The sequence below is a fragment of the Exiguobacterium sp. s157 genome (assembly GCF_018618205.1).
In the GTDB taxonomy this organism is placed as follows: domain Bacteria; phylum Bacillota; class Bacilli; order Exiguobacteriales; family Exiguobacteriaceae; genus Exiguobacterium; species Exiguobacterium chiriqhucha.
Genome location: NZ_JACSLQ010000004.1, coordinates 1 through 23,979, shown reverse-complemented (window position 1 = coordinate 23,979; position 23,979 = coordinate 1). Strand labels below are relative to the sequence as shown.

Annotated in this window: 29 protein-coding genes; 25 read left to right on the top strand and 4 right to left on the bottom strand. The window is 54.5% G+C overall.

Annotation, left to right across the window (positions count from 1 at the left end; all coding sequences use genetic code 11):
• Positions 1 to 16: 16 nt before the first annotated feature.
• From KNP67_RS08885 to KNP67_RS08860, 6 genes are read left to right on the top strand one after another with little or no spacing between them, the layout of a single operon-like run.
• A complete protein-coding gene (locus KNP67_RS08885) occupies positions 17 to 1,138 on the top strand; it encodes a Glu/Leu/Phe/Val family dehydrogenase (protein WP_021067690.1) in 1,122 nt (373 codons plus the stop codon).
• Between the two features lies 1 nt (position 1,139).
• Positions 1,140 to 2,231, top strand: coding sequence for a butyrate kinase (buk, locus tag KNP67_RS08880; RefSeq protein WP_029595278.1), 1,092 nt, complete (start codon positions 1,140 to 1,142; stop codon positions 2,229 to 2,231).
• Positions 2,215 to 3,624: a dihydrolipoyl dehydrogenase gene (gene lpdA / locus KNP67_RS08875; RefSeq protein WP_029595279.1), complete on the top strand. Its 1,410-nt coding sequence runs from the start codon at positions 2,215 to 2,217 to the stop codon at positions 3,622 to 3,624. Before buk ends, lpdA begins: the two co-directional genes overlap by 17 nt.
• A 21-nt stretch (positions 3,625 to 3,645) precedes the next feature.
• A complete protein-coding gene (locus KNP67_RS08870; protein ID WP_131471327.1) occupies positions 3,646 to 4,644 on the top strand; it encodes a thiamine pyrophosphate-dependent dehydrogenase E1 component subunit alpha in 999 nt (332 codons plus the stop codon).
• Complete coding sequence (locus KNP67_RS08865; protein WP_029595281.1) at positions 4,644 to 5,621, top strand: alpha-ketoacid dehydrogenase subunit beta; 978 nt, start codon at positions 4,644 to 4,646, stop codon at positions 5,619 to 5,621. The genes KNP67_RS08870 and KNP67_RS08865 overlap by 1 nt, the downstream gene beginning before the upstream one ends.
• Positions 5,622 to 5,632: 11 nt before the next feature.
• The gene (locus tag KNP67_RS08860; protein WP_029595282.1) at positions 5,633 to 6,952 is read left to right on the top strand and encodes a dihydrolipoamide acetyltransferase family protein; all 1,320 of its coding nucleotides are present in this window, start codon (positions 5,633 to 5,635) and stop codon (positions 6,950 to 6,952) included.
• An 81-nt stretch (positions 6,953 to 7,033) separates the two neighbouring features.
• On the opposite strand, the gene KNP67_RS08855 is transcribed toward KNP67_RS08860, so the two are convergent.
• Positions 7,034 to 7,810: a sporulation protein gene (locus tag KNP67_RS08855; RefSeq protein WP_131471250.1), complete on the bottom strand. Its 777-nt coding sequence runs from the start codon at positions 7,808 to 7,810 to the stop codon at positions 7,034 to 7,036.
• Between the two features lie 99 nt (positions 7,811 to 7,909).
• Here KNP67_RS08855 and KNP67_RS08850 point away from each other — a divergent pair, with 99 nt between their 5' ends.
• The 8 genes from KNP67_RS08850 (at position 7,910) to KNP67_RS08815 (ending at position 13,661) form a co-directional block, all read left to right on the top strand.
• A complete protein-coding gene (locus KNP67_RS08850) occupies positions 7,910 to 9,094 on the top strand; it encodes a class I SAM-dependent methyltransferase (protein ID WP_029595284.1) in 1,185 nt (394 codons plus the stop codon).
• 34 nt (positions 9,095 to 9,128) lie between these two features.
• Positions 9,129 to 9,557 (top strand): BrxA/BrxB family bacilliredoxin, encoded by a 429-nt coding sequence (locus KNP67_RS08845; protein WP_021067682.1) that lies wholly within the window; start codon positions 9,129 to 9,131, stop codon positions 9,555 to 9,557.
• Between the two features lie 55 nt (positions 9,558 to 9,612).
• Positions 9,613 to 9,954 carry a DUF952 domain-containing protein gene (locus tag KNP67_RS08840; RefSeq protein ID WP_021067681.1) on the top strand — a complete coding sequence of 114 codons (342 nt, stop codon included), beginning with the start codon at positions 9,613 to 9,615 and terminating at the stop codon, positions 9,952 to 9,954.
• A gap of 182 nt (positions 9,955 to 10,136) precedes the next feature.
• Positions 10,137 to 10,925, top strand: coding sequence for a transporter substrate-binding domain-containing protein (locus KNP67_RS08835; protein ID WP_214756505.1), 789 nt, complete (start codon positions 10,137 to 10,139; stop codon positions 10,923 to 10,925).
• Between the two features lie 56 nt (positions 10,926 to 10,981).
• Positions 10,982 to 11,641: an amino acid ABC transporter permease gene (locus KNP67_RS08830; RefSeq protein ID WP_021067679.1), complete on the top strand. Its 660-nt coding sequence runs from the start codon at positions 10,982 to 10,984 to the stop codon at positions 11,639 to 11,641.
• Positions 11,638 to 12,360: an amino acid ABC transporter ATP-binding protein gene (locus KNP67_RS08825; protein ID WP_029595286.1), complete on the top strand. Its 723-nt coding sequence runs from the start codon at positions 11,638 to 11,640 to the stop codon at positions 12,358 to 12,360. Before KNP67_RS08830 ends, KNP67_RS08825 begins: the two co-directional genes overlap by 4 nt.
• Before the next feature lie 39 nt (positions 12,361 to 12,399).
• Positions 12,400 to 13,074 (top strand): metal-dependent hydrolase, encoded by a 675-nt coding sequence (locus KNP67_RS08820; RefSeq protein WP_131471248.1) that lies wholly within the window; start codon positions 12,400 to 12,402, stop codon positions 13,072 to 13,074.
• The gene (locus KNP67_RS08815) at positions 13,074 to 13,661 is read left to right on the top strand and encodes an HD domain-containing protein (protein WP_242678914.1); all 588 of its coding nucleotides are present in this window, start codon (positions 13,074 to 13,076) and stop codon (positions 13,659 to 13,661) included. The genes KNP67_RS08820 and KNP67_RS08815 overlap by 1 nt, the downstream gene beginning before the upstream one ends.
• Positions 13,662 to 13,693: 32 nt before the next feature.
• Here KNP67_RS08815 and fadH read toward each other — a convergent pair whose 3' ends face one another.
• Positions 13,694 to 14,458: a 2,4-dienoyl-CoA reductase gene (fadH, locus tag KNP67_RS08810; RefSeq protein WP_021067675.1), complete on the bottom strand. Its 765-nt coding sequence runs from the start codon at positions 14,456 to 14,458 to the stop codon at positions 13,694 to 13,696.
• 93 nt (positions 14,459 to 14,551) lie between these two features.
• Complete coding sequence (locus KNP67_RS08805; RefSeq protein WP_235045193.1) at positions 14,552 to 15,631, bottom strand: N-acetylglucosaminidase; 1,080 nt, start codon at positions 15,629 to 15,631, stop codon at positions 14,552 to 14,554.
• Positions 15,632 to 15,699: 68 nt separating this feature from the next.
• Between KNP67_RS08805 and KNP67_RS08800 the strand changes: the two genes are divergently transcribed.
• On the top strand, positions 15,700 to 16,689 hold the full coding sequence (locus KNP67_RS08800; RefSeq protein ID WP_021067673.1) for an aromatic acid exporter family protein: 990 nt from the start codon (positions 15,700 to 15,702) through the stop codon (positions 16,687 to 16,689).
• 179 nt (positions 16,690 to 16,868) lie between these two features.
• Positions 16,869 to 17,999 carry a M20/M25/M40 family metallo-hydrolase gene (locus KNP67_RS08795; protein WP_214756504.1) on the top strand — a complete coding sequence of 377 codons (1,131 nt, stop codon included), beginning with the start codon at positions 16,869 to 16,871 and terminating at the stop codon, positions 17,997 to 17,999.
• A 44-nt stretch (positions 18,000 to 18,043) separates the two neighbouring features.
• On the opposite strand, the gene KNP67_RS08790 is transcribed toward KNP67_RS08795, so the two are convergent.
• A complete protein-coding gene (locus tag KNP67_RS08790) occupies positions 18,044 to 18,217 on the bottom strand; it encodes a hypothetical protein (RefSeq protein ID WP_021067671.1) in 174 nt (57 codons plus the stop codon).
• 75 nt (positions 18,218 to 18,292) lie between these two features.
• On the opposite strand from KNP67_RS08790, the gene rnz reads away from it, so the two are divergent.
• From rnz to KNP67_RS08745, 9 genes are all read left to right on the top strand, one after another.
• Entirely contained in the window at positions 18,293 to 19,198 is a 906-nt protein-coding gene (rnz, locus tag KNP67_RS08785) for a ribonuclease Z (RefSeq protein WP_131471245.1), read from the top strand.
• Position 19,199: 1 nt separating this feature from the next.
• Complete coding sequence (locus KNP67_RS08780; RefSeq protein ID WP_029595291.1) at positions 19,200 to 20,090, top strand: hypothetical protein; 891 nt, start codon at positions 19,200 to 19,202, stop codon at positions 20,088 to 20,090.
• Entirely contained in the window at positions 20,087 to 20,497 is a 411-nt protein-coding gene (locus KNP67_RS08775) for a DUF4430 domain-containing protein (protein WP_214756503.1), read from the top strand. The genes KNP67_RS08780 and KNP67_RS08775 overlap by 4 nt, the downstream gene beginning before the upstream one ends.
• Positions 20,475 to 21,143: a hypothetical protein gene (locus KNP67_RS08770; protein WP_131471244.1), complete on the top strand. Its 669-nt coding sequence runs from the start codon at positions 20,475 to 20,477 to the stop codon at positions 21,141 to 21,143. The genes KNP67_RS08775 and KNP67_RS08770 overlap by 23 nt, the downstream gene beginning before the upstream one ends.
• Positions 21,112 to 22,071 carry an ATP-binding cassette domain-containing protein gene (locus tag KNP67_RS08765; RefSeq protein WP_214756502.1) on the top strand — a complete coding sequence of 320 codons (960 nt, stop codon included), beginning with the start codon at positions 21,112 to 21,114 and terminating at the stop codon, positions 22,069 to 22,071. Before KNP67_RS08770 ends, KNP67_RS08765 begins: the two co-directional genes overlap by 32 nt.
• Before the next feature lie 17 nt (positions 22,072 to 22,088).
• Complete coding sequence (locus KNP67_RS08760; RefSeq protein ID WP_242678912.1) at positions 22,089 to 22,592, top strand: hypothetical protein; 504 nt, start codon at positions 22,089 to 22,091, stop codon at positions 22,590 to 22,592.
• A gap of 34 nt (positions 22,593 to 22,626) precedes the next feature.
• Positions 22,627 to 22,947, top strand: a complete 321-nt coding sequence (locus KNP67_RS08755; RefSeq protein ID WP_131471241.1) for a hypothetical protein — start codon at positions 22,627 to 22,629, stop codon at positions 22,945 to 22,947.
• 125 nt (positions 22,948 to 23,072) lie between these two features.
• Positions 23,073 to 23,489, top strand: a complete 417-nt coding sequence (locus tag KNP67_RS08750; protein WP_029594562.1) for an HTH domain-containing protein — start codon at positions 23,073 to 23,075, stop codon at positions 23,487 to 23,489.
• A 164-nt stretch (positions 23,490 to 23,653) separates the two neighbouring features.
• The coding region (locus tag KNP67_RS08745; RefSeq protein WP_214756501.1) for an IS3 family transposase at positions 23,654 to 23,979 on the top strand (326 nt) is incomplete at its 3' end.

Genomic DNA, 23,979 nt, shown 5'->3' with positions numbered 1-23,979 from the left:
TATGGAGGAATCATCAATGATGGAAACAAACATGGAACCACGCTTTCGAATTTTCGACGTCTTGCAGGCCGAGGACTATGAGCAAATCGTCTTTTGCCAAGACCAGGCGTCAGGACTGAAGGCGATTATCGCCATTCATGACACGACACTCGGGCCGGCTCTCGGGGGGCTGCGGATGTGGAACTATGCGTCGGAAGAAGAAGCGCTCACGGACGTCCTTCGTCTCGCAAAAGGGATGACGTACAAAAACGCGGCGGCGGGACTCAACCTTGGTGGCGGGAAGGCCGTCATCATCGGCAATGCGAAGACGGACAAATCAGAGGCGTTGTTCCGTGCATTCGGTCGTTACGTGCAATCGCTCAGCGGACGCTATATCACGGCCGAGGACGTCAATACGTCGGTCGCCGATATGGACTTCATCCACATGGAAACGGATTACGTGACCGGCGTCAGCCCGGCGTTCGGATCGAGCGGCAACCCATCGCCGGTGACGGCGTATGGCGTGTATCGCGGCATGAAGGCGGCAGCGAAATGGAAGTTCGGTTCGGATTCGCTCGCCGGCAAGACGGTCGCTGTCCAAGGGGTCGGCAACGTCGCCTACAACTTGTGCCGTCACTTACATGAAGAAGGGGCCCACTTGGTCGTCACCGACATTAACGAAGAGGCGCTCAAACGCGCGGAGACGGACTTCGGCGCGACGGTCGTCAAACCGGACGAGATTTATGCGGTCGATTGTGACATCTTCGCCCCGTGTGCGCTCGGTGCGATCATCAATGACAAGACGATCCCGCTACTCAAGGCTCAAATCGTCGCCGGTGCGGCCAATAACCAGCTCGCTGAGGATCGTCACGGGGACGTGCTCGAGGAGCGCGGCATTCTGTATGCGCCGGACTTCGTCATCAACGCGGGCGGTGTCATCAACGTGGCCGACGAGCTCGAAGGCTATAACCGTGAGCGGGCGATGAAGAAAGTCGAACTCATCTATGACAACATGCAGCGCGTCTTCGAGATTGCCGAGCGCGACGGGGTACCGACGCATGTCGCCGCCGAGAAGATGGCAGAGGAGCGGATTCAGATGATGTCGCGTTCGCGCAGCCAGTTCTTGAAAGTCGAAAAGAGCTTACTCGGTGGGCGCTGAGATGACACGACAGCTCATTCTCGCCATCAACCCGGGTTCGACTTCGACGAAGGTCGGCTTGTTTGACGGAGCGGACGAGATTTTATCTCGTACCGTCCGTCACGAGGCCGACGTCACAGGATTGTCACTTCCGGAGCAACTCCCGCATCGAGAACGTGAAGTGCGGGACTTATTGGCCGAAACGGGCATTGCGGGCGAGGACTTGTCCGCAATCGTCGGTCGCGGGGGATTGCTGGCCCCGATGACATCGGGGACGTACGCTGTCAACCCGCTCATGCGTGAAGATTTGGCGAGCGGTCGTTTCGGGATGCATGCCTCGAACTTGGGCGGACTACTCGCTTATAAACTCGGTGAATTATTTCAGGTACCGAATTTCATCGTCGATCCAGTCGTCGTCGATGAGCTCGGCCCGCTCGCGCGTGCGACGGGAATGCCGGAGATCAATCGTCGCAGCATCTTCCACGCCTTGAATCAAAAGGCGGTCGCAAAACGTTTCGCGGCCGAAAATGGAAGCGATTACAAACAGCTTAACTTGATTATCGCCCACCTCGGAGGAGGTATCACAGTCGGTGCCCACGCCAAAGGGGCAGTCATCGATGTGAACAACGGACTCGACGGCGACGGGCCGCTCGCACCGGAACGGGCAGGCTCGATTCCTGTTGGACAGGTAGTAGAACTATGTTATAGTACCAGGTATAAAGAGTCGGAAATGAAACAGAAAATCGTCGGACGAGGCGGGCTTTTTGCCCACCTCGGAACGTTCGACGCGATCGAGATCGAACAGCGCATGGCAGATGGCGATGAACAGGCCGCTCTTCTTTACGAGACGATGGCATACCGCGTCGCCCAGGAAATCGCCAAACATGGCGCCACGCTTCGCGGCGACGTCGACGCGATTCTGTTGACGGGTGGCATCGCCTATTCGACTTGGCTGACCGAGCAAATCAGTGCGCGCGTCGGCTATTTGGCGCCGGTTCACATCTATCCGGGCGAAGATGAGCTGAAGGCACTCGCCGAAGGCGCACTCCGGGCCATCCGACATGAAGAAGCAGTTCGAGAATATGAGGGGGATACACATGGCACGAGAATATGAGATCGTCGTCATCGGCGGCGGTCCTGGCGGATATGTCGCAGCCATCAAGGCGGCCCAAGCCGGGAAAACTGTCGCAATCGTGGAGGCCGAGAAACTCGGCGGGACATGTCTACATAAAGGCTGCATCCCGACGAAGGCGTTGTTGAAAGCGGCCCACGTCTATCAGACGGCAAAACACGGGAGCACGTACGGTGTTGAGACGGGATCCGTTTCGTTCAACATGGAGCGGGCCCAGTCGTTCAAACGCGACTTGGTCGCGGGACTAGAAAAAGGTATTGAGCACTTGATGAAGCAAGGTAAAATCGAGGTGTTTCGCGGAAAGGCATCGATTTTGGGACCGAGCATCTTCTCGCCGCAGCCGGGAACGGTCGCGGTTGAAGACGAATCCGGTGAGTCCGAGCTCATCTTGCCGAACCAGCTCATCATCGCGACAGGGTCGATTCCGCGCGAACTGCCAGGGCTGCCGTTTGACCATACACGCATCTTGAACTCGGACGACCTGCTCCAGTTCGAACAGTTGCCAGAATCCATCGCCATCGTCGGCGGTGGGGTCATCGGTGTCGAATGGGCCTCGATGCTCATCGACCTTGATGTCGCGGTCACGCTGATTGAAGTCGGGGAGCGTCTGTTGCCGCTCGAAGACAAGGCGGTGTCACGGGAAGTCGAGCGACTCCTGAAAAAACGGGGCGTCCGTGTGTTGAAGAACGTCACCGTCGACCCGGAGCGTACAGAAGTAGCAACCGATGCCGTCTCGCTCGCGGTCGGCGAAGAGACGATCTCGGTCGAGTGTGTACTCGTCTCGGTCGGACGGGTCGCCAATACGGAACATCTCGGCTTACAGAACACATCGATTGTCGTCGAGAACGGTGTCATCCAAGTCGATGAACAGTATCGGACGAAAGAACGTCACATCTTCGCCATCGGAGACTGCATCGGCAAACTTCAACTCGCCCATGTCGCCTCGGCGGAAGGTGTGAAGGCGGTCGAGACGATTCTCGGTCACGAGCCGACTCCGCTCGACTACGCCTTGATCCCGCGTTGTGTCTATGGGGTCCCGGAAGTCGCATCGGTCGGCATGACCGAAGAAGGTGCCAAAGCAGCCGGGCATGAAGTCAAAACGGGCACGTATCGTTTCAACGGCCTCGGCAAGGCCCGTATCGAAGGGCAAGCGGATGGATTCGTCAAACTCGTGTCGGACAAGACGACGGACGACCTGCTCGGTGTACACATCGTCGGGCCGAAAGCGACGGAATTAATCACAGAAGGCGGACTCGCTCTCGTCTTGAACGCCACGGCATGGGAAATGGGCCAACTCGTCCATCCTCACCCGGCGCTGAGCGAAGCGTTCCAAGAAGCGGCACTGGCCGTTGACGGATTACCGATTCACGCCTAAGGAGGAAACAGAATGGAACAGATGACTGTGAATTCATATGAGGAATTAGGATTGACGAAACAAGACCTCGGTGCGATGTACGAGACGATGGTCCGTGCCCGTAAAATCGATGAGCGCATGTGGAAATTGAACCGTGCCGGAAAAATCCCGTTCGTCGTCTCGTGTCAAGGACAAGAGGCGGCCCAAGTCGGGGCGGCGTTCGCGCTCGAAAAAGGGACGGACTATATTCTTCCGTATTACCGCGATGTCGCCGTTGTCCTCCACTTCGGACAGACGGCTCGCGATTTAATGTTGTCGGCGTTCGCCAAGGCGGAAGACCCAAACTCAGGCGGCCGTCAAATGCCGGGCCATTTCGGTTCGAAACAGCATCGCATCGTGACGGGCTCGTCTCCGGTGACGACACAAGTGCCGCATGCGGTCGGTGTGGCGCTCGCCGCCAAACTGAAAAAAGAAGAGCTCGTCACGTTCGTCTCGTTCGGAGAAGGCTCGTCGAACCAAGGTGACTTCCACGAAGGTGCGAACTTCGCGGGCGTGCATAAGTTGCCTGTGATTTTGTTCTGTGAGAACAACAAATACGCCATCTCGGTACCGCTCTCGAAGCAACTCGCTTGCGAGCGCGTATCGGACCGCGCCAAAGGTTACGGGATGCCAGGCGTCACGGTCGATGGGACAGATCCGATTGCCGTTTATGTCGCCGTGAAAGAAGCCCGCGCCCGCGCCCTTCGCGGCGAAGGCCCGACGCTCATCGAAGCCGAAGTCGAACGTCTCGTACCGCACTCGTCGGATGACGATGACAAAGCGTATCGCTCGGTCGAAGAGTTGGCCGACCTTAAGTATCGTGACGGGAATCAATTGTTCCGGAAGCGTTTGATTGAAGATGGCGTCATGACCGAGGAAGAACTCGCAGAGATCGAGGCGAACGTCGATCGTGAAGTCAATGAGGCGACTGCTTACGCCGATAAGGCACCGTATGCGTCTCCTGAATCGACGATGGACCATGTGTACGAGGGGGAAATGTGATGAAAACGTTTATTGAAGCGATCAATGAAGCGATCCATGAAGAAATGGAACGCGATGAGAACGTCTTCGTGCTCGGGGAAGATGTCGGCGTCCGAGGCGGTGTGTTCCGCGCGACGCAAGGCTTGATTGAGAAGTACGGCGAGGACCGCGTCATCGATGCGCCGCTCGCCGAGAGCGCGATCGCAGGTGTCGGGATTGGGGCGGCCATGTATGGCATGCGTCCGATCGCCGAAATGCAATTCGCCGACTTCATCATGCCAGCGGTCAACCAAATCGTCTCCGAAGCGGCAAAAATCCGCTACCGTTCAAATAACGATTGGACGTGCCCGATGGTCATCCGTGCACCGTTCGGCGGCGGGATTCATGGCGCACTCTATCACTCCCAATCGGTCGAGGCGATGTTCAACTCGACGCCTGGACTCAAAGTCGTCATCCCATCTGACCCGGTCGATGCGAAAGGGTTGCTCAAGGCAGCCATCCGCTCGAACGACCCGGTCCTCTTCTTCGAACATAAACGGGCGTACCGCCTCTTGAAAGCCGACCTTCCGACCGACGACTATACGGTCGAAATCGGCAAGGCCGCCGTCAAGCGGGAAGGGGACGACATCACAATCATCACGTACGGTCTGTGCGTCCACATGGCCCAGGAAGCGGCGAAAACGCTCGAAGCCGAAGGCATCAGCACGCACATCCTCGATTTGCGCACGATCTATCCGCTCGACCAAGAAGGGATCGTCGAAGCCGTCAAGAAGACCGGGAAAGTGCTCCTCGTCACCGAGGACAATAAGGAAGGCAGCATCATCGGGGAAGTCGCGGCCATCATCGCGGAGAAAGCGCTGTTCGAACTCGATGCGCCGATCGAGCGTCTGGCGGGACCGGACGTTCCGTCGATGCCGTATGCACCACCGATGGAGAAGTTCTTCATCGTATCCCCTGAAAAAATCGCGGAGCGGGCACGTCAGCTCGCCGCCTTTTAAGGAGGGGTCATATGGAACAGACAATTAAAATGCCACAGCTCGGGGAAAGTGTCACTGAGGGGACGATCACAACGTTTCTCGTCAAACCAGGTGACCGCGTCGAGGAGTATGAGCCGCTCGCCGAGGTCATGACCGATAAAGTAACCGCTGAGATTCCGGCGACGAGTGCCGGTGTCGTGAAACAGATTTTAATCAGTGAAGGCGACACGGTCGCCGTCGGCACACCGGTCCTCGTCATGGAAGTCGAAGGTGCCGATTCGGCGCCAGCGAAAGCAGAAGTGGTAGCAGAACCGGCACAAGTCGAAGCGGCCCCGGTCGAGACGAAGCAAGCGGTCACTGTAGCGTCGGCCGCGCCACGAAAACAGAATAACGGTCGTTTCTCGCCGGCCGTCATCCGACTCGCCAATGAGAACGCGATCGACTTGAACGAACTCGACGGCAGTGGCCTCGGTGGTCGCATCACGCGCAAAGATGTCCTCCGCTACTTATCGGAAGGCCGTCCGGTCAAGCCGGAAGCGGCGACGCAAGTGCCGCTTCAAGAGACGATGACAAAAACGAAGCTCGACGTACCTGAGTCGGCCGCGGCACCTTCCGTGTCACCATCTGTGCCGGCAACCGACGGGTCGTCGGACCGAGTCGAATTCATTCCGACGGCAGGTGTCCGTCAAGCGATTGCCAACAACATGGTCCGCTCGAAACATGAGGCCCCGCATGCGTGGCTCATGATCGAGGTCGATGTGACAAACCTCGTCACGGCTCGGGCCAAGTTGAAAGACGAGTTCTTCAAACGGGAAGGTGTCAAACTGACGTTTATGCCGTTCTTTATGAAAGCGGCGATCGAGGCGCTCAAAAAACATCCGATGATGAACTCGGAATGGGCGGGCGATCACATCAAAGTCCATCAAGACATCCATCTATCGGTCGCCGTCGCGGCGAACGACGCCCTCTACGTCCCGGTCATCAAGCACGCGGACGAGAAGAACATCAAAGGTCTTGCCGTCGCACTTCAAGACGTCGCGGCCCGTGCCCGCGGCAACCGCTTGAAAGCGGACGAGATGCGCGGCGGCACGTTCACGATCAACAATACGGGTGCGTTCGGTTCGATTCAGTCGGCACCGATTCTGAATTACCCGCAAGCGGCGATCTTGTCGGTCGAGTCGATCGTGAAGCGCCCAGTTTGGGTGAACGGGATGTTCGCGGCGCGTGACATGGTCAACTTGTGCATGTCGGTCGACCACCGTGTCCTCGACGGTCTCGTCGCCGGTCAGTTCTTGCAGGCGATCAAACAGTCGCTCGAGTCCATCGACCCGGACACGTATACGCTCTATTGATTCACGTCCTGCCTTCGACCGAGGGCAGGATTTTTCATATGGAAAATAAAAAAGCCACGGAATTGTCCGTGGCAACATGGTTCAGATGGAACGTTCAATCAACGCTTCGATATCGCGGCGAATTCGTTCGGGCGAAGTGAGCTCGGCGTTCGTGTAGCTGAGGCGGTGTGTCGATTCGTCGGTCCCGGTCAAGTCGGCGAACAGGCTGCCGAGATTGCGGACGCTCTTGTCGACTTGAATCAATAAATCTAACGACGATTCTGTTTGGAGCATGACGACTTCGAGCTCATCGAGTTTACGTCCGTAGCTCGTCCCGTTCGGCGAGTATTCGAGCTCTTGGGCAATCGGGAGACGGCCGGAACGATGGCGGGCCGGAAGCATCTCCGTATCGGCCTTCTTCAAGCGGAAGCCGATGTCGTCGAGCACGTCGAGGACGACCTGCTGGGCCTGGTTCGGTTTGACGAGAATCGAGTCCTCGTCTTTCGGGTCGACGGCCTGGGCGATATCGAGACCGGTCTCGATCCACGATTTCGATTGGCTGACCGAAATCGGCGTGTTGAACGGCACGTCAATCGTGAACGGGATTTCCTTCACTTCTTCGGGATCGATCATGAACGGCGCTTCGTTCAACAAAATCTTCTCGATCGTGAACGTCGAATACGTCGTCTTGTCGTTCACCTCATGCTTATAGAGCGTGTTGAAGAAGATGTAAATCCGGCCGACCGATTGCTCGGTGCTGCCGCCCTTGATATGGACGACACCATTCAGTGTCCCGCCTGGCACACAGGCACTCTCTTCGAGTCGCGTATCCACCGTCGCGGCGCCGATTCCAATCGATGATAATAACTTTTTGAACATACAATGATCCTCCTTTGACGTTTGCACGTGTTCGTGTAATAGTATGTACGAATACACGTGAACAAAAGTTTCGAAACTATTGAAAAAAGGATGAACGCAGTGGAATATACAGCATTAACCGAACGGCTGGCTGATGTGATTCGCCAGAACGAGCTCGTCACAGCGACAATCAGTCAACCGCGTCAAAAGTCGAACGATTTACGCCGGGTCAAATTGAAGCCGGTCCTGTTGAAAGGCGAGTACCATATACAATTCGAATACCAATTTGAACGGGTAATGAAACATAAAAATCTCACACCGGACGAGGCGGTCATCGAACTCGATGAATTGCTCGAGACGTTCCGCCAAGGACAGTTCCAGTTGAAGGCGTCCGAGTTCCACTTTCAACTGTCTAAAAAGTTCAAAGTGACGTTCAAGGAGCGCGAGACGGCCGTCAAACAAGTGAAGCTGAGTCATAACCGCGAGAAGCAGTACCTGTTGCCGCTCGATGAGCCGGTACCGTTCCTCATCCGACTCGGCGTCCAGTCCGAGGATGGGAAAGTGAAACGCCAAAAGTATGACAAGTTCAAGCAAATCAACCGCTTCCTCGAATTTATCGAAGACTCGATCAAACATTTACCGACCGACCGGACCATCCGGATTCTCGATTTCGGCTCCGGGAAGTCGTATTTGACGTTCGCCCTCTATCACTTCTTGCATGAGATGAAAGGCTATGACGTCCATATCACCGGGCTCGATTTGAAGAAAGAAGTCATCGAGGAATGTGCCGGGATTGCGCGCGACCTTGGGTATGAACGTCTCGAGTTCCTCGTCGGTGACATCAATGAGTTCGAAGGGGAGACGGCGGTCGATATGGTCGTCACACTTCATGCGTGCGACGTCGCAACGGATATGGCGCTCGCTCGGGCCGTGCGTTGGGGGGCGAAAGTCATCTTGAGCGTGCCGTGTTGTCAAAAAGAATTGAACCGTCAACTTGAGGCACCGAGCCTTGACGTCATGTTGCAGCATGGACTCATCAAAGAACGGTTCGCGGCGCTCGCCACCGATTCGATTCGGGCCGAATTACTTGGACTCGTCGGCTATGAGGCGCAACTCCTCGAGTTCATCGATATGGAGCACACGCCGAAGAACATCCTCATCCGGGCCTATTTGACGAACCGGGAAGCGACCGCTGAAGCGCGGGCCCGCTATGTGGCCTTCAAGACGCTGTTGAACGCGACACCGTTCCTCGAAGGACAATTGAGCGATAGACTTGTCCTAACCGATCCACTAGACGTAAAATAAGAAAGAACAGACGCAAGTCGAAAGGGGAAACAATATGGATTTTCAATTATACTTTCAAGATGTAGTCGAACAAGCTCGCAATGAGGTACGCTCTGCAGGTTACACAGAACTCACCACACCGGAAGAAGTCGACGCGGCGTTAACGAAAGAAGGCAAAACGCTCGTGCTCGTCAACTCGGTATGTGGCTGTGCCGGTGGCATCGCTCGTCCGGCAGCAGCGTACGTGAATAAGATGGAAGGCGTCAAACCGGACCAGTTCGTGACTGTGTTCGCGGGTCAAGACCGTGAAGCGACTGACCGCGCCCGTGAATACTTCGAAGGTTACGCCCCGTCGTCACCATCGATCGCGCTGTTAGAAGACGGCAATATCGTCACGATGGTCGAACGGAGCACAATCGAGTCATCAACGGCCGAAGAGCTCGTCGAGCAGTTACAGACGTTGTTCGATATTTACTACGCCTAAGAAGTGAGCGCAGAGGCATTGCCTTTGCGCTTTTCCTTAAGAAGGGATCGATGAGATGGAACCAGTCGTCAAAATCATGAGCGAGGCCGAATATACGATTGCTTTGTCGCGCGGCGAGATCAACGAGCCGACCCTCCAAACGGAAGGGTACATTCGTTGTTGCACCCCGCAACAGATCGGGAAATTCGTGCGTCGACATTATCATGGGGAGCGAGTCGTGCTCGTCTCGTTCCATGTCGGACGTCTCGGCAGCCTGCTCCACTATGAGTTTGACGAGGACGGGGAACGCTATCCCCACGTGTATAGCGCCATTCCCATCGCTTCGGTCAAACGAGTGCAGCCCTACGGCTCTCGGGACAATGGTACGGTCACTTATTTTGCTTACGAGCGAATGTGACCGTATTTTTTTAGATTTTATGCATGAATATACTTTACAAGTAATAATTATGTGTATATAGTGGTTGAAGAACAAGTCGGACATATGATGAGTCAGAGAACAGTTGAGCAACATTCACATATATGTCATAATTTTGTTAAAGTTCTGATAATTTCATCCTATTGAAGAAAGGGACGATGAACATGAAAAAAGGTTTTCTAGCATTATGTATCGCAAGCCTAGCCGCTTTTACTGTAGCCTGTGGGGCAGACGTGAACGAAGGAGGTTCGACATCGACCGCTGAAGATGACAAAGTCATCGTCATGGGGACGAGTGCGGACTACTTCCCATATGAATTCGTCGATACGGCGAACGGGGATGAGATTGTCGGATTCGATATCGATATCGCCAAGCAAGTGGCCGAGAACATGGGCTACGAATTGAAAATTGAAGACATGGACTTCGGGAGCCTGCTCGGGGCGCTCAACGCCGGTCGTGTCGATTTCGTCATGGCGGGTATGACACCGACAGAAGAACGGAAAGAGAACGCCGATTTCTCAGACATCTACTTCACGGCGAAGAACTTGATTTTGTCAAAAGGGGATGCCATCCAGTCGCTTGAGGACTTGGACGGGAAACAAGTCGGGGTCCAACTCGGATCGATTCAAGAAGGGATTGCCAAAGAGCAAATCCCGGGTGCTGAAATCGTCGCCTTGAACAAGATTCCAGAGATTATTCAAGAAATCAAGACCGGCCGCATCGATGCGATGGTCATCGAGGACACGGTCGCGAAGAAATATCTCGATCAAGACAGCGAACTCACGACGTTTGAAATCGTCGACGAGGAAGAGGCCGGTTCAGCCGCTGCCTTCCGTAAGGACGACGAGCTCCGTGATCAGTTCAATGAAGAGTTGAACAAGATGATCGATTCAGGAGAAATCGAGAAGTTGGCTCAAAAATGGTTCGAACAAGAAGCTGCACCAGCTGAATAAAGATTGTAGAAGGCTGACTGAAAGCATCAGTCAGCCTTTTTTAGGAGGAACTCACAATGGATTTTAGTCGGATTTATGATTCTATCCCGTATATTCTCGAAGGGATTCCCGTCATGTTCCAAGTCGTGCTCGTCTCGGCCTTGTTCGGGATTACGCTTGGCGTCGTCGTCGCCACATTCAAAATCGTCCCAAACCGTCTCGTCAACTTCATCGGGCACGCCTATACGGCCGTGTTCCGCGGAACCCCGCTCATCTTGCAACTCGCGATCATCCACTTCGGATTGCCGCAGTTGACCGGATATATCACGACGCCATACCAATCGGCCGTCATCGCCTTCTCACTGAACTCGGCGGCGTATATCTCGGAAATCATTCGGGCCGGGATTCAAGCGGTCGATAAAGGCCAGTGGGAAGCGTCGGATGCCCTTGGCGTCCCGTACGTCAAACAACTGCGATCAATCATCTTGCCGCAGGCGTTCAAAAACATCTTGCCGGCCCTCGTCAACGAGATGATCACGCTCACGAAAGAATCGGCGCTCGTCTCGACGGTCGGTGTGCTCGACATCATGCGCCGGGCGCAAATCGTCGGTGGGCAAAAGGCGATCTACTTTGAACCGCTCCTGTTTGCCGGTGTGATATACTTTACAATAGTGATGGTGTTGACGTATCTTGGTCAACGTCTAGAAAAACGGCTTAGAAAGAGTGATGGCAGATGATACAAGTAAACGATTTATACAAACAATTTGGTGACCTCGAGGTCCTCAAAGGCATTACGACATCGATTGAGAAAGGGGAGGTCGTCGCCGTCATCGGTCCGTCCGGTTCGGGGAAATCGACGTTCCTCCGTTGCTTGAACATGCTCGAGGTGCCGACGTCTGGAACGGTCAGCGTCGCCGGCTATGAGCTCACGAAAAAAGGGGCGAACGTCTCGAAAGCACGCCAAAATATCGGGATGGTGTTTCAACAGTTCAACTTGTTCCCGCATATGAGCGTGCTCGACAATTTGATATACGCGCCGATCAACGTCTTGAAAGTGAGCAAGGCCGAGGCGATTGAACGGGCGAAAAAGCTCCTCGAACGGGTCGGATTGTCCGAGAAAATCGACGCCTATCCGAGTCAACTGTCGGGTGGACAAAAACAACGTGTCGCGATCGCCCGGGCGCTCGCCATGGAGCCGAACGTCATGTTGTTCGATGAGCCGACGTCAGCGCTCGACCCAGAGATGGTCAACGAAGTGCTCGATGTCATGAAAGGGCTCGCCGAGTCTGGGATGACGATGGTCGTCGTCACGCACGAGATGGGCTTTGCCCGTGAAGTGGCGGACCGTGTCCTCTTCCTCGACGAAGGCATCTTGATGGAGGAAGGCAAACCGGCCGACTTGCTTCTCAACCCGCAAACCGACCGCGCAAAACGCTTCTTAGAAAAAGTCTTATAACTGAAACGATCCATCTGACACCAGAAAGGGAGGATTTCTATGAAGATCACCTACTATGGCCACGCGACCGTGCAACTCGATATCGACGGGACATCCGTCTTAATCGATCCGTTCCTGACGAGCAATCCGCATACGGACGTCGACCCGGCGAGTGTCAAAGCGGACTATATCTTGCTCACCCACGCCCATTTTGACCATATCGAAGACGTCGAATTGATTGCGAAACAGACGGGCGCAACGATCGTCGCGACACACGAGCTGGCGACATATTATGAGAAGAAGGGTTTTTCGGTCCACGGCATGAACATCGGGGGCGGCCATTCGTTCGCGTTCGGCCGCGTCACGATGACGCAGGCGTTCCATAGCTCGAGTCTCGACATGGGCGACGTCCCGGTCTATATGGGAATGCCGGGCGGGTTCATCATCGAGACGAACGCACTCACGGTGTACCACGCCGGGGACACGGCGCTATTTTCGGATATGAAACTGTACGGCGAACGCTTCGAGATTGACGTCGCCTTCATCCCGATCGGGGATAACTTCACGATGGGACCGGTCGACGCACTCGATGCGGCGCACTGGCTCCAAGCGAAACGAGTCGTCCCAATCCATTTTGATACGTTCCCGCCCATCAAACAAGACGCACGGGCGTTCTGCGATCAATTGCACCAACGTGGTCTCTTGATTGAGCCGAACACGACGATTGAGATTTGATGATGCATCCAGCGGTGCTCGAGACCGAACGGTACGTGGCGAAGCTGCATGCCGGAGACCATACCGGCCATGATATGGCCCATCTCGACCGCGTGCGCCGTTTGACGACGCATCTCGCGGAAGGCGAAGCGGTCGACGGTCTCGCTTTGACGCTCGCGGCGCTCTTGCATGATGTCGAGGATGAGAAGCTTGGACGTGATAAAGGTCTCGTCGCACGTCACCTTGACACGTTACCGATCGACCCCGAACAACGGGCTCACGTCCTGACGATGATTGACGAGTCGTCCTTTTCAAAAGGACGGTCCCCGTCGTCACGTGAGAGCGCGATGCTGCAAGACGCCGACCGGCTCGACGCGATTGGGGCAATCGGCATCGCCCGGACGTTCCAATTTGCCGGCGCACGTGGCAATAGCCTCCACGGCGAGGGTGACTCGAAAAGCGCGATCGCTCATTTCGAGGAGAAGTTGCTCCGGCTCGCGAATCAAATGCATACGGAACGGGCGAGACGAATCGCCCGGGACCGCCACGCGTTCATGGTTACTTTTTTGGACCGGTTCGAAGCGGAATGGACAGGGCAAGACATATGAAACGGCCGAGGAATCCCTCGGCCGTTTTTTGGTTAGAACGGATGTTTATTTAGCCAATGGCCACCGTCGAGGGAAATGCATTCCCCGTTCAAATAGCGCATCTCGTCCGACGCCATCCAAAAGGCGAGGTCGGCAATCTCTTCCGGTGTCCCGAACCGTCCGAGCGGCACATTGCGGCGGATGCGCTCGACTTCTTTGACGTGGACGGCTAGTTTGTCGGCTCCACCTGTCCGCTCGATTGGCCCCGGGCTAATCGCGTTCACACGCGCCCCGAACTGATATCCCCATTCGACGGCGAGCGTTCGCGTCAAATTGAGCACACCGGCCTTGGCGGCCGCGCTCGGTGCGACACCGGCGCCCGCTTGCCAGGCATACGACGCGACCATGTTGATGATGGAGCCGTCACGCAGTTGCTCCCGTTCCCAATGCTTGCCGAGCACGTGGGTGCAGTTGAACGTCCCGTTCAAGACGATGTCGATGACGCTCGTCCATCCGTTCGGCGTCAAGTCGAGCGTCGGGCAGACGAAATTACCGGCCGCGTTGTTAACGAGCGCGTGCACTGGACCGAACCGTTCAATGATTTGATCGAGCGCAACGGCACACCCCTCATAGTCACGCACATCGTGTTGCACGGCTATCGCCGCTCCGGCCCCGATGGTCTCCAGTTCGCCCATCGCTTCTTGTAGCCGCTCCTCGTTGCGGCCGCTGATGGCGACGTTCCAGCCCTCGGTCTTGAATTTTAGCGCCATCGCCTTGCCCATCCCCGATGAGCCACCTGTGATCCAAATCGTTTTCATACAAATCCCCCTTTGGAATGAATGGTCGTTCAGTTTATGTATTCGCTCAGCGAAGGGGGGATTCCTGCAAAAAAAGTGACGGCCGTTGGGCCATCACTTCAACTGCTCTAAATAGGTCAATCCGAGTTCACGGTCGATGCGATACATCGTCCCGGCGACTTTCTCGCCCCAATACGGGTCCGAGGCGTAATTGACGTTGACGCCTTCTTGTTTATTGCCAGGGAACGGTCCTCGGTCATAGGCGCCCGTCACGTACTTTTCGGCGAATAAACGAGCCGCCGCATCGATGCTCGCCTCGACAGACGGATAGGAGGCCGCATTTCCGCTCGGGTCGTTGTCGGTCGCCTGGAAGCCGAACAAGTTATTCTTTTCCCGGGCGATGGCTGACGTACCGAATCCGGACTCGTGTCCGGCGACGGCCATGAGGAACAAGGCGTTGATGCCGAACTCTGCCTCGGCATCTTTGAAGGCGTCGCCTTTACCAGCGAGCGGGCTGTCGTCGAGTGAGCCGAGGAAGGCGTCGAGCTCGCGAGCCGAATACGGTGCCTTCGACGCGATCGAGGCGAACTGGTATGGCGAATCGAACACGTCGCGCACGTCCTCCGTATAATAGCGGTCGGACGACTGTTGCGGCGCCGGTCCGACGAGGAACGTCCCGGCCAAGTTGCCGTTCGCCTCGACGGTATGGAACACTTGTCCGTCCCGCATCTGATAGAAGCCGCGACGCTCGACGACGGCGTCCGGATAAAGCGTCATGTCGGCCGGCTTCACGTAGACGTCGGCGCCGGAAATGTTCACCAACAAATGCTTGTCGGCCGTCTGCACGAGACGGAGGCGGGTCCCGCCGGCGACATACGACTGCCGTTTCTTAAACTCGGCGTCTTGATACAAGTTCGTGATTCGGTCGGTCGGGGTGACGGCGATACCGGTACCTATGAAGTCGATGACGTCGCCTGACGCATCGAGCAGGGCCCGGTTGCCCCCACGTTCCATATAGTCCCGCGCCTCGTCGAGTGACTCAAATGATCGGGTCGAGACGTCCCCGCTGTCATAGGTCTGAACGGTATACGAGCCGCTCGGACGGTCTTGGAGCCAAAGGAAACCTAAAACGGCGAGGGCGAGCGTGAGCAGCGTGGGAATCACGCCACGTTTTTTTCTTTTCAATACGATCACTTCCAAACATATGGATTGCCAAACGGAACAAACTAGTGAACAATTTTGTGAGAGAGGAGGAGATATTTATGAAAATCGGATCACGCACGCTCAAGACTGCGGCGGCAGCCGGGATCGCCATGCTCATCTCCGAGACGATTCATCTCGATTACTACGTCTTCGCAGCCATCATCGCCATCCTCAGTATTCAGGAGACACGGAAAAAGTCGTTTCGGGCTTCCTATGAGCGGGTCATGGCCAGCCTGATTGCAATCGGCATGGGGGCATTGATGTTCACCTTGCTCGGTTATTCACCGGCGACGCTCACACTTTATTTTGTCATGTTCATCCCGCTCGTTCAACAGCTCAAACTGCAGGACGGCATGATCACGAGTGTCGTCATCTTGACCCATCTATATACGGAAGGGCAGTTCTCGCTCGATTTGTTCGTGAACGAGCTGTTATTGATCGCCATCGGCGTCGGGGTCGGACTCGTCGTCAACATGTATATGCCGACACTTGATAAAGAGATCGAGCGCATCAAAGACAATATCGACCGGGCCCTCGCCGTTCACTTTTATGATGTGGCCGCCTGTGTCGAGACGGGCGTCTATAACGACCATTCGATGATGCTCTTGAAGACGCGGGATTATTTGAAACAAGGGAAAGACCTCGCGCTCCGTCGCATGGGGAACTCGATTGGGAAGCGGAACGAGGACATGGATTACCTGTACTTCCGAATGCGGGAGCGGCAATATGACATCTTGAAGCGCATCGCCGAGAACTCACGGGAGATCACGATGGTCGTCAATGAGGCCAAACCGGTCGCGACGTTCCTTCGGCGCGTCGGCGACAACGTCAACCAACGGGCCGACGCTTCGACGTTCCTACGGGAGCTCGAAGAGACGATTGAGCATTATCGAAAAAACGTACCCCTCCCCACGTCGCGTGAGGAATTTGAGGTACGTTCATCGTTATTAAATATTTTGTCGGACGTGAAGAGCTACTTGATTTTAAAAGAGCGGTATATCCTGCTGTTACAGGAACATGGCCACCCCGGACAAAAACGTGCTCAATAAAAAGATGGATACGATGACGACGACACCGATTTGAATGATGCGTTGACGCTTTTTCTGTTTCTTACTCATGACGTTCCTCCAAATGTGTTTGTCCTCATTGTACAGAATGGAAAAGGTTCGTGCAAACGGCACGAGTTTGTTATAATAACCTAGAAATGTTTGGATGGAGGGATGTTTTCATGGTAAACGAGAAACGAGTGCTTGACACATTTTTACAACTGGTCGGGATCGACTCAGAGACGAAAGAAGAAGCAGTCATCTGTGAGCATTTAAAGGCGGTCTTCACAGAGCTCGGATGCGACGTCTATGAAGACGATGCGTCGACGAAAACGGCTCATTCAGGTAACAACTTGATTATTATGCTACCGGCGACGAAACAAGGCGTCGACCCGATCTATTTCACGGCGCATATGGATACGGTCACACCTGGTAAAGGGATCAAGACGAGTATTCAAGACGGTTACGTCGTGACGGATGGGACGACCATCCTCGGGGCGGATGATAAAACCGGATTGACGGCGATGATCGAACTCGTTCGCGTGTTGACGGAACAAGCGATTCCACACGGTCAAATCCAGTTCGTGATCACAGTCGGAGAAGAATCTGGGCTCGTCGGGGCAAAAGTGCTCGATCTTTCGAAAATTGATGCGAAGTTTGGATTCGCGCTCGATTCGGATGGCCCGGTCGGCGACATTATCGTCGCAGCACCGACTCAGGCGAAAGTGAACGCCAAAATCTATGGCAAGACGGCTCATGCCGGTGTAGCCCCGGAAAAAGGTGTATCGGCGATTCAAATCGCGGCGAAAGCAATCGCGAAGATGAAGTTAGGTCGCATCGATGATGAGACGACGGCAAACATCGGACGCTTCGAAGGCGGCCGTGCCACGAACATCGTCTGCGACTACGTCGAAGTCCTCGCCGAGGCGCGTTCATTGATTCATGAAAAGATGGAAGCACAAGCCGAAGCGATGAAACAAGCGTATCTTGACGCAGCTGAAGAACATGGCGGACGTGCGGAAGTCGACATCGACATCATGTACCCAGGCTTTAAGTTCGAAGAAGGGGACGAAGTCGTCGAAGTGGCGAAAGCAGCCGCGACAGCGATTGGCCGTCCAATTCGAATCTTGCATTCGGGCGGCGGTTCTGACGCCAACGTGATTGCCGGCGGTGGGATTCCGACCGTCAACCTTGCTGTCGGATATGAAGAAATTCATACGACGAACGAGCGTATGCCACTCGTCGAACTGTACAAGTTGGTTGAATATGTCGTTCAAATTGTCGAGCTCGTCGCGACACCTAAAACGAAATGAAAAAGAGCCGACGTGATGTCGGCTCTTCCTATGTGTTCGAGCTATTATGCGGCGAACTCCAACGATTCTAAAACGAGTTCGTCTGAACAGTGAAGTTCCATCGCTATGTCGTGAATGAGGATTGAGGTGCCTAATTCTTGTTGGTGTTTGCGATTCATTGAAGTCGCCCGTTCCCGGATCTGTTGATAGATCGAGTCGGAATGTTCAACTTTCTTCATCACGGATCACATCCTTTTTCAACGATTGCCTACAGTATAGCATGGAATGGACGACAAGAAAGGACAATATTATTTATGAAGTTACAATTTTTAGGAACTGGCTCCGGTATGCCGTCGAAACAACGGAACGTCTCGGGGTTGGCACTTACGCTTGCGAAACAGACGTGGCTTATCGATTGTGGCGAGGCGACCCAGCACCAAATGTTGCATACGAAAGTCAAGCCGCGCAAAGTCTCAGCCGTCTGGGTGACACACCTTCACGGGGATCACGTCTTCGGTCTGCCCGGGTTTCTGTCGACGCGCTCGGCGCTCGACGGATCGAGCCCCCTCACCTTGTATGGACCGAAAGGCATCAAGAAATGGCTCGAGTTGACGATGAAAGTAACCGGTTCTTATCTCGGCTATGATTTGACGATTGTCGAGTACGAGGACGGCGATACGTTCGAACAGGACGGGCACATCGTCACGGTCAGACGGCTTGAACATCGCTTTCCGTCTTATGGATTCCGCATCGAAGCGCCGGAACGACCGGGCGCATTGCTCGTCGAAAAAGTGAAGGCGCTCGGCATCCCGAGCGGACCGATTTATCGGACGATCAAGCAGTCTGACACGTTCGAGTTTGAAGGGAAAACGTACGCCTCTAAAGAATACGTCACTGACGCGGTTCCCGGACCGGTCGTGGCGATTCTAGGCGATACGGTCCCTTGTCCGAACGCAGCCATCCTCGCCACTGGCGTCGACGTGCTCGTTCATGAAGCGACGTTCATGCAAGCAGAGGCGAAACTCGCCCGTCAATACGGCCACTCGACGACAGTTGAGGCGGCAACGCTCGCAAAAACGGCGCAAGTTGGCCGTTTGATTGTCACGCATATCTCGGCCCGCTATCAAGGTCGAGACGAGGCGTTTGTGGATGAAGTGCGCACCGTGTTTCCAGACAGCCATGTAGCGACTGACTTCTTCGAGTTTACAGTGGGGGATTAACGTGACAGTACAACTATACGTATGGCTAGGCTTTTTCGTCATCAGTACGTTGCTAGGTTTACGCTTAAATCAACTGAAAGAACCGGAACCAAACTTTCTTATCAAATTTTTATTTTTCTCATTGCTCGGGATCGTTTCATTCCCGATTGGTGGCTTTCATATTCCAATCGGATTCCTGATGTCGTTCTTATTCTTCCCGAAACGCAATAGCCGCTATAAATGGTACGGGGCGCTCGTCGGATTCTTTTTCTTCATCGTCCTCTTGTTCGTCCCACTCTTTGATCAATCCGAATTCCGGGCCGAGTCACAACAGATTGGAACGGTGTCGATTCAAGACGAGACGTTTGACGAGATGACGGACAACATTCTGCGCCGAATCAACAGTGAGTCCATCAAACTCGACCGAAGCAAAATGATTTTCAGCGAGGACGGTGAACTCCGTTCGCTCGAATATTTGCTCATGGTCGAACGCGCAAATTCGTATCAACAGATTCGAATCAACTACGACGAATCGGGCGAGCTGACGTATCGTCAAGTCGATGAATTGAATAAGGACTCGGGAAGTGCGTTCTTCGAGAAACTCGTCGACTTTGAACATATGCTCGACGCGATCCGGAAACCGGCCTGGTCTGAATTCACGACACAAGTCGATGCCCCGTTCCTCCAGTTCTCATTCGATGGGCTGTACGACATGTACACGTTCGAGAATGAGTCGATGCTCATGATCAATCGGGATAATCGCCTCGTCAAGTTCTGGTTGCAACGCGAGCCGGTGCTCGCCAACAGCATTCAATTGTCGGGATTGAGCCAGCAAGGGCGGACGACGGGTGAGAAATACACGATTCTATACAACTACTCTATCCATCAACGAGAGGATTTGACTGATTTATGAAAAAATTGCTTCTGATGAGTTTACTTGTCCCGCTTTTGACCGCATGCGGAGGAGATACGACATCGACCGAGGAAGCGGCTTGTGATGTCGAGCCGACGATTTCTGTTTACAATGCGGCGACCGAAGAGACGCTGTTCAATGAGAAGAGTGTCTGCTTAGAAGAAGGGGCGACGGTACTCGATGCCCTTGAAGCGACCGAGCTTGACATTGAATCGGTCGGCGACGGAGACATGACTTATGTCACGGCCGTTGACGGGATTGAAGAGAAGTCGGCCGGACAATCCTCAGGCTGGGTTTACGCCTTCAATGGTAGCCCGGGCGATGAAGGCGCCGGAGCCAAAAAAGTCGAATCGACCGACATCATTCAATGGCGGTTCGAAGAAGATGCGATTTCTTTCTTCGAATGAGGCAGATTGGGAGCGCAGACATCCGGTCACGCTCCTTTTCTTCTTACTCGTCCATTTGTACGTGTTGACATACTTGAATGACTCGATTTGGCTCCTCCTCGGTCTGTTCGGTTTGTTACTCATGGAACGACGGTTTCCACTGGCGATGCTCGGTGTTATCCTCGCGTTCTTATTGATTTCACTTGCCCCGTTCGTTCTCGGGTGGCGGATTTCGCTCGGTGGTGTCACAAATCAATTGATTCCACTCGCGACTTTTTTGTTCGGTATGATTTGGGTCAATCGATTCATGCGCCTCGAGCGCTTATTGCCGTTCTTGAACAAATGGCCCCGTTCGACAAGGTTGCTATACGGCGGTTGGGCGCTCGTCCCGACGATGGAACGGGCGGTCCGTTTATCGTTGGCCAGTCATCCGCGACGTGACTGGCAAGAGGCCGTCGTCGTCGGTATCGACAGCCAACGCCTCGAGCCGGTATATGTGACGAATCGGATGAGACGCTTCGAACGACATGACTGGGGCCAATGCCTCGTCCTCGCTAGTTTCGGGGCGACTGCGGCTATGGTCACACCGGTTGTTTGGCTTCTGTATCCATATTTGACGAAGGGAGGGGTGCGCGATGCGTTGGTTATCCTTGGCAGACGGACATGATGAATTCGAGGAGTGGGTGAGGGAAGAACAAGCGCGAGTCGTTCGCCTCGACACTCCGCTTGCTGGGAAAGTCGCAACACTCATTTCTGGGAGTGACGCCCTGCGAGGAGCCGAACTGGTTGCCATTCTTCAAATCGATCATCTATTTCATAAGCGATTCGACGAGTGCTCAAGTGGGGAACGGCAACTCGTCCGAATCGCTCACGCCCTGGCCGATTCATCCGAGGCGATCGTCTTAATCGAGCCGTTTCGACATTTGGATCGGTTTCGGGTCGAGCATTTGACGATGTTGCTCAGCAGGTTGACCGGGCTCGGCGTTCGGATTGCATACACGGACAGGGCGCGCGAACATACCCCATCCGACCCGTTTCACGTCAATCCGACCATGAATCAGCCCCAACTTGTCGTGACGGACGTGTCCTATCGCCATCCGTTGCAGGCTTCCTATGCGGTCGAGCATGTGTCATACGAGGCGAAGCAGGCAGGACTGACCATCTGTATCGGAACGAACGGGAGCGGGAAATCGACGTTGCTCGAATTGATTGCCAAAAGCGTGCGTCCCTTGTATGGGAAGGTTAAATGGGCCGAGCGGCCGGTTTATTTACCGGCCGAGCAAGAGTACGGCCCGTTCCCGCATGCGGCGAATCGTCGCGTCGCTCAACTGCAGGCCGTCTTCGATTCCGAAGCTTCGCTGTTCTTGTTGGATGAGCCAAGCGTGGGCTTGACCGAGCAAGAGCGCTCTCAGTTTGAACGAGCGTTAACCGAGAAAGCCATGACAGCACATGTTTTGTGTGCGACGCATGATGAGCAACTGATTCAGGCGGCAGACCGCATCCTTTGCCTGTCGAACGGTACGATTGTTTTCGATGGCGATTTAGCCGAGTATAGGAAACGGAGTGCGCTATGGTCACATACGTCCTCATCCTAATCATTGCGGCGGGGATCATGTCAAGATTTGAGCGGACGGACATCCCGATTGCCGTTCTGACACAGATTCTCGCGCTTGCCGTCATCGGGCGCTGGTTATTCGTGGCCATCCCGAACGTGCAACCGTCGACGGCGTTGCTCATGTTGACGGCCTTGTATTTCGGGTTCACGAGCGCCGCGATGCTGGCGTTGTTCGTCCCGATTTTATCGGGACTGTTGCTCGGACTCGGTCCGTTCGTCTTGTTTCAATTTTTAGGATGGCTTCTCGTCGTACTCGTCGTCATTTTACTTAAACCACTGCTTCGTCACTCGCGGTGGCTCCTAGCTTTCGTAGGTCTGGGGGCCGGTTTTCTCTTCGGCTGGACGGCCAATCTTTCGTTCGCGGAGGTCATCGGGGCCGACTTCGTCAAACTGCTCGTGCTCAGTCTACCGTTCGATGTGGCCCACGGCATCGGGAACGCCGTCTTCCTCGTCTTGTTGCATGACTTGTTCGTTCGCATATTTGTGCGGGAAGACGGGTAACAAGTAGGTATCACACGAGTGAGGTGACACGTGCATGAGCGGATACGTCAATCTGGTTGAAATCGGTTGGTTTCTTTTCATCGGACTGTTGTTTATGGGGCTCAATCTGTTTTTGATGTCACGTCGGCTGCTACGGACGCGCTACGGGATGCTCAGTATCCTCGGGGCCAGCGTTTGGCCGGCACTCATGATCGTCTTGACCGTCCAAGGTGGAAGCGTCCTCGGCGGGCTGACGGAACGGGCGCTCACCCTCGAAAGCACCTTGGCTTGGTCGGTCGTCGTGGCGACGACACTGATGGTGTGTATTCCAGGCATAACACTCATCCGGCGCATGATTCAGTTGGCGCGGTCATAATCAAATCACATAAAGCAGGAGGAAGTCCCCCGGTAAACTGTACCCTGAGTAGTAGACACTTAAAAAAGTCTATTGCTCAGGTTTTTTGTGTACACTGGACTAAATCATATTGGGAGTGAATTCGAGTGTCGAAGAAGATATTTACGTCAAAAGAAATAGATGCGCTAGCCGCAAATCCTTACGTTAAATCTGTGAGCCCGAAAGGGATCACGTATACCGATGAGTTCAAGGAACTCTTTATAGCACAGACGTTGGAAGGAAAGTTCCCTGTGGAAATCTTCCGGGGATGTGGGTTCGATGTGGAGGTTCTCGGTGAACGGCGTATGAATTCTTGTAAAAACCGCTGGACAAGGGCTTACCGAAAAGATGGTGTAATGGGGCTGCGCGATACACGATCAAGTAATTCAGGACGTTGGAGAGATAGAGAGCTGTCGACAGAAGAAAGGTACGCGAAGCTCGAGGCCGAAAACAAGCTGTTGAAAGCAGAGGTCGAACTATTAAAGGAGATCCGCCTGGCGGAAGGGAGAGGAAAGCTGGACTAAGCGCATCGCAAAAGTATGAGCTGATTCAAGGTGTCATCATCAAGCATAAAATGAAGGGGATGGTCAGCCATCTCTGTCAGGTGGCCGGGGTGTCACGTCAGGGATACCACGCCTATTTCTCGGAACGGAGGAGACAGATCAGACAGGAGCACGAATCGAGAGACATGGCTCTTCGTGACCTTGTTCTGAAGGCGTTCCACTTCAAGAAGCGCAAGAAGGGTGCTAGGCAGATCAAGATGGTGCTATCTGGCCATTTCGGTGTGACGATGAACCTGAAGTGCATCCGACGTATCATGCGGAAATACAACATCGTGTGTCCAATCCGCAAGGCGAAACCATACAAACGGCTCATTAAGGCGACGGCCGAGCACCGGGTGGTGCCGAATCACCTCAAACGCGAATTCAAACAGGGCACGCCCTATAAGGTGCTTCTCACCGATATCACCTACATATTTTACGGGAACGGTAAGCGGGCCTATCTTTCGACCAT

Bases quoted from the DNA above. Each gene is read 5' to 3' on its own strand.
- KNP67_RS08885 (WP_021067690.1), top strand. From the start codon at position 17: ATGATGGAAACAAACATGGAACCACGCTTTCGAATTTTCGACGTCTTG.
- buk (WP_029595278.1), top strand. From the start codon at position 1,140: ATGACACGACAGCTCATTCTCGCCATCAACCCGGGTTCGACTTCGACG.
- lpdA (WP_029595279.1), top strand. From the start codon at position 2,215: ATGGCACGAGAATATGAGATCGTCGTCATCGGCGGCGGTCCTGGCGGA.
- KNP67_RS08870 (WP_131471327.1), top strand. From the start codon at position 3,646: ATGACTGTGAATTCATATGAGGAATTAGGATTGACGAAACAAGACCTC.
- KNP67_RS08865 (WP_029595281.1), top strand. From the start codon at position 4,644: ATGAAAACGTTTATTGAAGCGATCAATGAAGCGATCCATGAAGAAATG.
- KNP67_RS08860 (WP_029595282.1), top strand. From the start codon at position 5,633: ATGGAACAGACAATTAAAATGCCACAGCTCGGGGAAAGTGTCACTGAG.
- KNP67_RS08855 (WP_131471250.1), bottom strand. From the start codon at position 7,810: ATGTTCAAAAAGTTATTATCATCGATTGGAATCGGCGCCGCGACGGTG.
- KNP67_RS08845 (WP_021067682.1), top strand. From the start codon at position 9,129: ATGGATTTTCAATTATACTTTCAAGATGTAGTCGAACAAGCTCGCAAT.
- KNP67_RS08840 (WP_021067681.1), top strand. From the start codon at position 9,613: ATGGAACCAGTCGTCAAAATCATGAGCGAGGCCGAATATACGATTGCT.
- KNP67_RS08835 (WP_214756505.1), top strand. From the start codon at position 10,137: ATGAAAAAAGGTTTTCTAGCATTATGTATCGCAAGCCTAGCCGCTTTT.
- KNP67_RS08830 (WP_021067679.1), top strand. From the start codon at position 10,982: ATGGATTTTAGTCGGATTTATGATTCTATCCCGTATATTCTCGAAGGG.
- KNP67_RS08825 (WP_029595286.1), top strand. From the start codon at position 11,638: ATGATACAAGTAAACGATTTATACAAACAATTTGGTGACCTCGAGGTC.
- KNP67_RS08820 (WP_131471248.1), top strand. From the start codon at position 12,400: ATGAAGATCACCTACTATGGCCACGCGACCGTGCAACTCGATATCGAC.
- KNP67_RS08815 (WP_242678914.1), top strand. From the start codon at position 13,074: ATGATGCATCCAGCGGTGCTCGAGACCGAACGGTACGTGGCGAAGCTG.
- fadH (WP_021067675.1), bottom strand. From the start codon at position 14,458: ATGAAAACGATTTGGATCACAGGTGGCTCATCGGGGATGGGCAAGGCG.
- KNP67_RS08800 (WP_021067673.1), top strand. From the start codon at position 15,700: ATGAAAATCGGATCACGCACGCTCAAGACTGCGGCGGCAGCCGGGATC.
- KNP67_RS08795 (WP_214756504.1), top strand. From the start codon at position 16,869: ATGGTAAACGAGAAACGAGTGCTTGACACATTTTTACAACTGGTCGGG.
- KNP67_RS08790 (WP_021067671.1), bottom strand. From the start codon at position 18,217: ATGAAGAAAGTTGAACATTCCGACTCGATCTATCAACAGATCCGGGAA.
- rnz (WP_131471245.1), top strand. From the start codon at position 18,293: ATGAAGTTACAATTTTTAGGAACTGGCTCCGGTATGCCGTCGAAACAA.
- KNP67_RS08775 (WP_214756503.1), top strand. From the start codon at position 20,087: ATGAAAAAATTGCTTCTGATGAGTTTACTTGTCCCGCTTTTGACCGCA.
- KNP67_RS08770 (WP_131471244.1), top strand. From the start codon at position 20,475: ATGCGATTTCTTTCTTCGAATGAGGCAGATTGGGAGCGCAGACATCCG.
- KNP67_RS08765 (WP_214756502.1), top strand. From the start codon at position 21,112: ATGCGTTGGTTATCCTTGGCAGACGGACATGATGAATTCGAGGAGTGG.
- KNP67_RS08760 (WP_242678912.1), top strand. From the start codon at position 22,089: ATGTCAAGATTTGAGCGGACGGACATCCCGATTGCCGTTCTGACACAG.
- KNP67_RS08755 (WP_131471241.1), top strand. From the start codon at position 22,627: ATGAGCGGATACGTCAATCTGGTTGAAATCGGTTGGTTTCTTTTCATC.